This is a genomic window from Marinomonas fungiae (genome assembly GCF_001418205.1).
GTDB classification, from domain to species: Bacteria; Pseudomonadota; Gammaproteobacteria; order Pseudomonadales; family Marinomonadaceae; genus Marinomonas; species Marinomonas fungiae.
In genome coordinates, this window is record NZ_LIQF01000012.1 from 36,759 (window position 1) to 42,840 (window position 6,082).

The 6,082-nt window shown below is 46.3% G+C and carries 5 protein-coding genes and 2 tRNA genes; 4 read left to right on the forward strand and 3 right to left on the reverse strand.

Annotated features, from left to right (window positions below):
* Positions 1 to 52 precede the first annotated feature (52 nt).
* Complete coding sequence (gene ppnN, locus ASC49_RS15365) at positions 53 to 1,426, forward strand: nucleotide 5'-monophosphate nucleosidase PpnN (RefSeq protein ID WP_055464138.1); 1,374 nt, start codon at positions 53 to 55, stop codon at positions 1,424 to 1,426.
* Between the two features lie 70 nt (positions 1,427 to 1,496).
* On the opposite strand, the gene nudC is transcribed toward ppnN, so the two are convergent.
* From nudC to ASC49_RS15380, 3 genes are all read right to left on the reverse strand, one after another.
* A complete protein-coding gene (nudC, locus tag ASC49_RS15370) occupies positions 1,497 to 2,309 on the reverse strand; it encodes an NAD(+) diphosphatase (RefSeq protein WP_055464139.1) in 813 nt (270 codons plus the stop codon).
* An 80-nt stretch (positions 2,310 to 2,389) separates the two neighbouring features.
* Complete coding sequence (gene tdh, locus ASC49_RS15375) at positions 2,390 to 3,424, reverse strand: L-threonine 3-dehydrogenase (protein ID WP_055464140.1); 1,035 nt, start codon at positions 3,422 to 3,424, stop codon at positions 2,390 to 2,392.
* Positions 3,425 to 3,433: 9 nt separating this feature from the next.
* Positions 3,434 to 4,645 carry a glycine C-acetyltransferase gene (locus tag ASC49_RS15380; protein WP_245624741.1) on the reverse strand — a complete coding sequence of 404 codons (1,212 nt, stop codon included), beginning with the start codon at positions 4,643 to 4,645 and terminating at the stop codon, positions 3,434 to 3,436.
* Positions 4,646 to 4,761: 116 nt separating this feature from the next.
* Here ASC49_RS15380 and ASC49_RS15385 point away from each other — a divergent pair, with 116 nt between their 5' ends.
* The 3 genes from ASC49_RS15385 to ASC49_RS15395 all read left to right on the forward strand — a co-directional run bounded on the left by ASC49_RS15385 (position 4,762) and on the right by ASC49_RS15395 (position 6,079).
* The gene (locus ASC49_RS15385; RefSeq protein ID WP_055464141.1) at positions 4,762 to 5,832 is read left to right on the forward strand and encodes a polysaccharide deacetylase family protein; all 1,071 of its coding nucleotides are present in this window, start codon (positions 4,762 to 4,764) and stop codon (positions 5,830 to 5,832) included.
* Between the two features lie 52 nt (positions 5,833 to 5,884).
* Positions 5,885 to 5,975 (forward strand) — tRNA-Ser (locus ASC49_RS15390).
* 28 nt (positions 5,976 to 6,003) lie between these two features.
* Positions 6,004 to 6,079, forward strand: a tRNA-Asn gene (locus tag ASC49_RS15395).
* Positions 6,080 to 6,082 lie beyond the last annotated feature (3 nt).

The following is a 6,082-nucleotide window of genomic DNA, read 5'->3' on the forward strand; positions in this document are numbered from 1 at the left end:
TTGTAAGATCAATATAGTTATAAGACAAGAACATAGAATAAGGAGGGCGATCATGTTGTATGAAGATCGCGTTGATGCGCTGGTATCACCCAAAGGCGCATTGGAAATGTTGTCACAAGAAGAAATCGCACGCATGTCAGAAGACAGCGGTGATTTACACGATTTATTTCGTCGTTGTGCATTGGCCATTTTAAATTGTGGCAGTGACTCAGACGATCCCGCTGAAATCATGGCTGCTTATAAGGATTTTGAGATCCGTATTATTCAGCAAGAGCGTGGCGTTAAATTGGAATTAACCAATGCGCCGAGCAGTGCCTTTGTGGATGGAAAAATGATTAGCAGTGTGCGTGAAATGCTATTTAGTGTTTTGCGTGACATTATCTTTACCTATCACGAATACAATGTGGCGCGCGGTTTAAATGATGCGTCGTCCGACAAAATTACCAACGTCGTTTTTGAGTTGCTGCGTAATGCCAATGTGTTCCGACGCATTCAGTCACCGGATATGGTGGTGTGCTGGGGTGGTCACTCCATTGCGCGACACGAGTATGACTATACCAAGCATGTGGGACACGAGCTGGGTTTACGCGAACTAAATATCTGTACTGGTTGTGGTCCTGGTGCCATGAAAGGGCCGATGAAAGGTGCCGCAATTGCCCATGCTAAACAGCGCATTCAAAATGGTGTATACCTAGGGTTGACTGAGCCAGGCATTATTGCCGCGGAATCGCCAAACCCTATCGTGAATCAGCTGGTTATCATGCCAGACATTGAAAAGCGTCTTGAGGCTTTTGTACGAACCGGTCATGGCATTGTTGTGTTCCCAGGTGGAGCTGGTACAGCAGAAGAAATTTTGTATATTTTAGGGATCTTGTTACATCCTAAAAATGAGGGTATGCCATTCCCGTTGGTGTTTACGGGGCCGAAAGAAAGCGCCGCTTACTTTGAACAAATTCATGAGTTCATTGGCTCCGTGTTAGGACCTGAAGCGCAAGCAAAATACAAAATCATCATTGATGATGGAGTAGAAGTCGCGCGTGTGATGAAGGCTGGAATGGAAGAGGTTCGCTTGTACCGTAAAGCCCATCAAGATGCTTTCTATTACAATTGGAAATTGCATATCCCTGATGAGTTTCAGCGTACCTTTGAGCCGACGCACGAGAACATCGCTAGTTTGAATCTGTCCTTTGGTCAAGAGACTCATTTATTGGCGGCTGACCTTCGTCGTGCATTCTCTTCGATTGTGGCGGGTAATGTGAAGCCTCAAGGCGTGGCGAGTATTAAGAAGCACGGTCCGTTTGAGATTCATGGCGATAAAGAGCTAATGAAAAAACTGGATGCATTGCTAGAAGCATTTGTGAAGCAGCAGCGTATGAAGCTGCCGGGTAGTGCTTACGAGCCATGTTATCGAGTTATTACCGAGTAATGGTTTGATCGGTGGTAGGTCAGAAAAGCCCAGCATGATGCTGGGCTTTTTGGTTCTGTGTGCCTCGGAGCTATGTCTGCTCTGAGGATTCGGCAGCAATACGTTTGGCATGCTCTAGAATTAACTGCCCCGAAATACTGGTTGGATTGGGAATATTTGGAAGATCATCGAAACTCCACCAGCCCGCTTCGGCGATCTCATCTGGTGCTGGTGTTAGCTCACCACTGTCGAATTCGGCAAAGAACCCCACCATTAATTGGTGAGGAAAAGACCAAGGCTGACTGCCTCGGTATTCTAGATTCTTGATTTGTACCCCCACTTCTTCAAACACTTCGCGCCGAACCGCTTGCTCTAATGTTTCGCCTGCTTCGACAAAGCCAGCAATATTGCTGTAACGGCCTTCCGGCATTACAAAGGAGCGCGCTAATAGCAGCTGCTTGCCTTTTCTTACCGAGACAATAATGCACGGTGAAATGCGCGGGTAATGGCGTGTGTTGCAATGTTGGCAAAGTTTAGCGTGTTCTTTATCATGTTTTTGCGTCATTGGATGGCCGCAGCGGCCGCAAAACTGGTGGTCAGCATCCCATGTTGCCAGTTGGTGAGCGCGACTTAAGATGTCAAAGAAGCGGTCATCTGTCGCAAACAGCATGTCACGCAAGCCCACTTCTTCAAAGCCTTTTGGTGTATGAGGGAAACTGCAAACGAATAGATCTAGGCCCTCAAATTTACCAACGAACACGCTGCGCATTTGCGCAGTGGGATGAAAGTCTGACAAGGTAAATAAAAATTGCTGTTCCAGTGTTAGGACTTTTTGTTTAGCAAGTAAGATATAGCGCGCGTTACCGTGTGGGGATGGATGCGCGTTGGTTCCAATTTCTAGCATAACGGTCTCGTTTTACAGGTGATTCTATTACGCTACTCGGTACGGAGTAGCCACGCAACCTTACGGTTTTGAATTCTAAGTTAGTCGAGTGTTTGCCAATCTAATATGACCTTGCCGGATTTTCCGGAAAGCATGGCCTCAAAGCCTTTCTGAAAGTCTTGAACCGAAAAATGATGGGTAATGATGGGGGTGATATTAAGCCCGGACTGGAGCATGGCGATCATTTTGTACCATGTTTCATACATTTCTCGGCCATAGATACCTTTAATCGTTAACCCTTTAAAAATGACTTGATTCCAGTCGATGGCGGTGTCTTTGCCAGGTATGCCTAATAACGCCATTTTGCCACCATGGCTCAAATAGCTGATCATACTTTGAAGGGCTTGATCATTGCCGGACATTTCTAAGCCAATCGAGAAACCTTCCTCTAACTGCAACTCTTGAATAACATCACTTAATGATTCTCGGCTAGTGTTGACAATGCGAGTCGCACCTAAGGATTTTGCTAGTTGAAGGCGGTAGTCGTTGATATCACAGATGACGACATTACGTGCTCCGACATGTTTAGCAATGGCAGCAGCCATTGCGCCAATGGGGCCGGCGCCGGTAATCAAAACATCTTCACCCACTAAGTCGAAGCTCAAAGCGGTATGTGTAGCGTTTCCTAACGGATCTAGGATGGCAGCCAAATCATCGCTGATGTTCTCTGGCAGTTTCACGACATTAATCGATGGTATGGCTAGGTATTCGGCAAAGGCGCCAGGGCGATTGACCCCAACTCCCTGCGTGTCTTTGCAATAATGGCGTTTACCCGCGCGGCAGTTACGGCAGTGACCGCAGGTAATGTGTCCCTCACCTGAAACGCGATCGCCCACTTTTATATTGGTCACTTCGATACCGACTTCGGCGACAGTGCCAACGAATTCGTGTCCGATAGTCATGTGGAGTGGCACGGTGCGTTGAGCCCAGTCATCCCAGTTATAAATATGGACATCTGTCCCGCATATCGCCGTTTTGCTGATTTTTATCAGTACATCATTGTGGCCACATTTGGGGCGCTGGGCTCGTGTCAGCCAAATTCCTGGATCAGCTACTTGCTTTGTGAGTGTCTTCATTGCCGTTCCTTACAGAAGATTAAACTGCTTTCCTACCTTATAGAAAGAAGAGATAGCGTGATCAAGATCGCTCTGGCTTAAAGTGGCCGACATCTGCGTACGAATTCGTGCTTGCCCTATCGGCACAACAGGATAGGAAAAGCCGACCGCTAGCACGCCTTCTTCTAATAGTGCACTGGCTATACGTTGAGCTAAACTGGCATCATGAACCATGATTGGAATAATAGGGTGCTGTCCGAGAATAAGCTCAAAACCTAACCCTGTCATGTGCTCTCTAAAGTAATCCGCATTTTGCTGTAACTGCTGCAGCAAATTCTGACGCTGATCTAGTAGTTTTAAAATACTTAGACTGGTAGCGGCAATCATGGGGGCCAGACTATTTGAAAATAGGTAGGGACGTGAACGCTGGCGCAACCAATCAATAATTGGCTGTGCAGCGCAGGTATAGCCACCAGATGCGCCGCCTAGAGCTTTGCCTAATGTGCCAGTAATGATGTCTACTCGTCCCAATACCTGACAATGTTCAATTGAGCCTTTACCGCGTTTCCCTAGCACGCCTACTGCATGAGAATCATCAACCATCACTAATGCCTGGTACTGTTCTGCTAAATCACAGATGGTATTTAGATTGGCAATAGTGCCGTCCATCGAGAATACCCCATCGGTAACAATTAGAGTGGTTTTACTGTGTTGCTGAGCGGCTTGCTTTAAACAGTCTTCCAAGGCTTGCATATCATTGTTTGAGTAGCGCAGGCGCTGAGCTTTGCTTAAGCGGATGCCATCAATAATGCTGGCGTGATTGAGGCTATCACTGATGATGGTGTCCTGTTCATCAAGCAAGGTTTCAAACAAACCGCCATTGGCGTCAAAACAAGAGGAGTAAAGAATGCAATCATCCATGCCAAGGAAAAGACTTAGCGCTTGCTCTAATTGTCGATGAATGGTTTGCGTGCCACAAATAAAACGTACTGAGGCCATACCATAACCATATTGATCCAATGCTTGATGGGCGCTAGCAATGACTTCAGGATCGTTAGCAAGGCCAAGATAGTTATTGGCGCATAGGTTGATGAGCTTTGAGTGTTGGAGCGTGGCAACTTGACTGGCTTGAGGCGTTAGTAAAGCTTGCTCAGCCTTATATAGCCCTTGATTTTTTAAAGCTTGAATTTGGTCGTTGAGCTGGTCGAACAAGCGTGGTGATAGCATACGACTTTCTCCCATAACTTTTTTCTTATCAGTATAGTTGGCCTTTTTGATGGTGAGGAAGTCTTGGCTAACTGTTACTTGCTGTACATTCCACGTACAATACTAGGCAAAATTTCTAGCTAAGGTTACTTATGTTATTACGAAATGCTTTGCTAGCTAGTGTGCTTCTGTGTGGCACTACAATGGCGCTGGCACAAGATTACTTACCGATTCTGCAATATCATCATGTGGACACCAGTACGCCTCGTTCTACCTCTGTATCCCCGGATGAGTTTCGTGAGCATATGGATTATTTGGCTGAGGCTGGCTTTCAAGTAGTCGATCTAGCGACGGCGCTGGCGGATATCAAAGCGGGGGTTGCCTTGCCTGACAAGGCGGTGGCTATTACTTTTGACGATGCTTATCGCAATATTTATCAAAATGGTTTTCCAATTCTTAAGACACACGATTTCCCGTTTACCGTCTTCATTAATACTGGACCGGTCGAAAAAGGACACACTAGCTTTTTGACTTGGGAGCAGATGAGAGAAATGGAGCAGTCTGGTGGTGTATTTGCCAATCACACAGTAAGCCATCCTTATATGCTGCGTTTAGAAGATGGTGAAACGCTTGAGCAATGGCTAACGCGTATGGCTCATGAAGTCAATGAGGTAGAAGCGTTACTTAATGAGAAGTTGGGTCATTCGCCTAAAATGTTGGCTTACCCATATGGTGAGTCGAATACCGAGATCCGAGCGCAAATGGCTGAGCTTGGGATGATTGCTTTTGGTCAGCAGTCTGGTGTCGTCGATAAAAATTCAGACTTTACCAATTTGCCGCGTTTTCCTGCTGCAGGCAATTACGCGAAACTGTCTTCTTTAAAGGTAAAGCTAAATGCTAAACCGATGCCACTAGTTTCGTTCGAAGATCAAGGGGACTTTGCAAGCAGTGAGCCTGTTCAGATGACCTTGCATTTTCAGCAAGGTGATTACCGACTGCAGGAATTAGCGTGTTATGTGTCAGGGCAGGGGGAAGCCAAATTAGACTGGCTTGGGTCAAACAGTGTTAATGTCCAAGCTGAAAAAGCCTTTCCCGTGGGGCGAGGTCGCATCAATTGTACAATGCCTGATCAATCTGGACGCCATTATTATTGGTTTTCAAATGTCTGGATTCGCGCGGCGGCAGATGAGACTTATGTAACGGAAAAAGTTAAAAAAAATTAAAAAAAGTGTTGCACTGAAATTTAGAATCCGTAATATACACCTCGCTCGCAACGGAGGGGTGGCAGAGCGGTTTAATGCACCGGTCTTGAAAACCGGCGAAGGTTAATAGCCTTCCGAGAGTTCGAATCTCTCCTCCTCCGCCATTTCATCTGCTTAGTGCAGGTCTATTGTTCCCTGATAGCTCAGTTGGTAGAGCAAACGACTGTTAATCGTTAGGTCACTGGTTCGAGTCCAGTTCAGGGAGCCATTC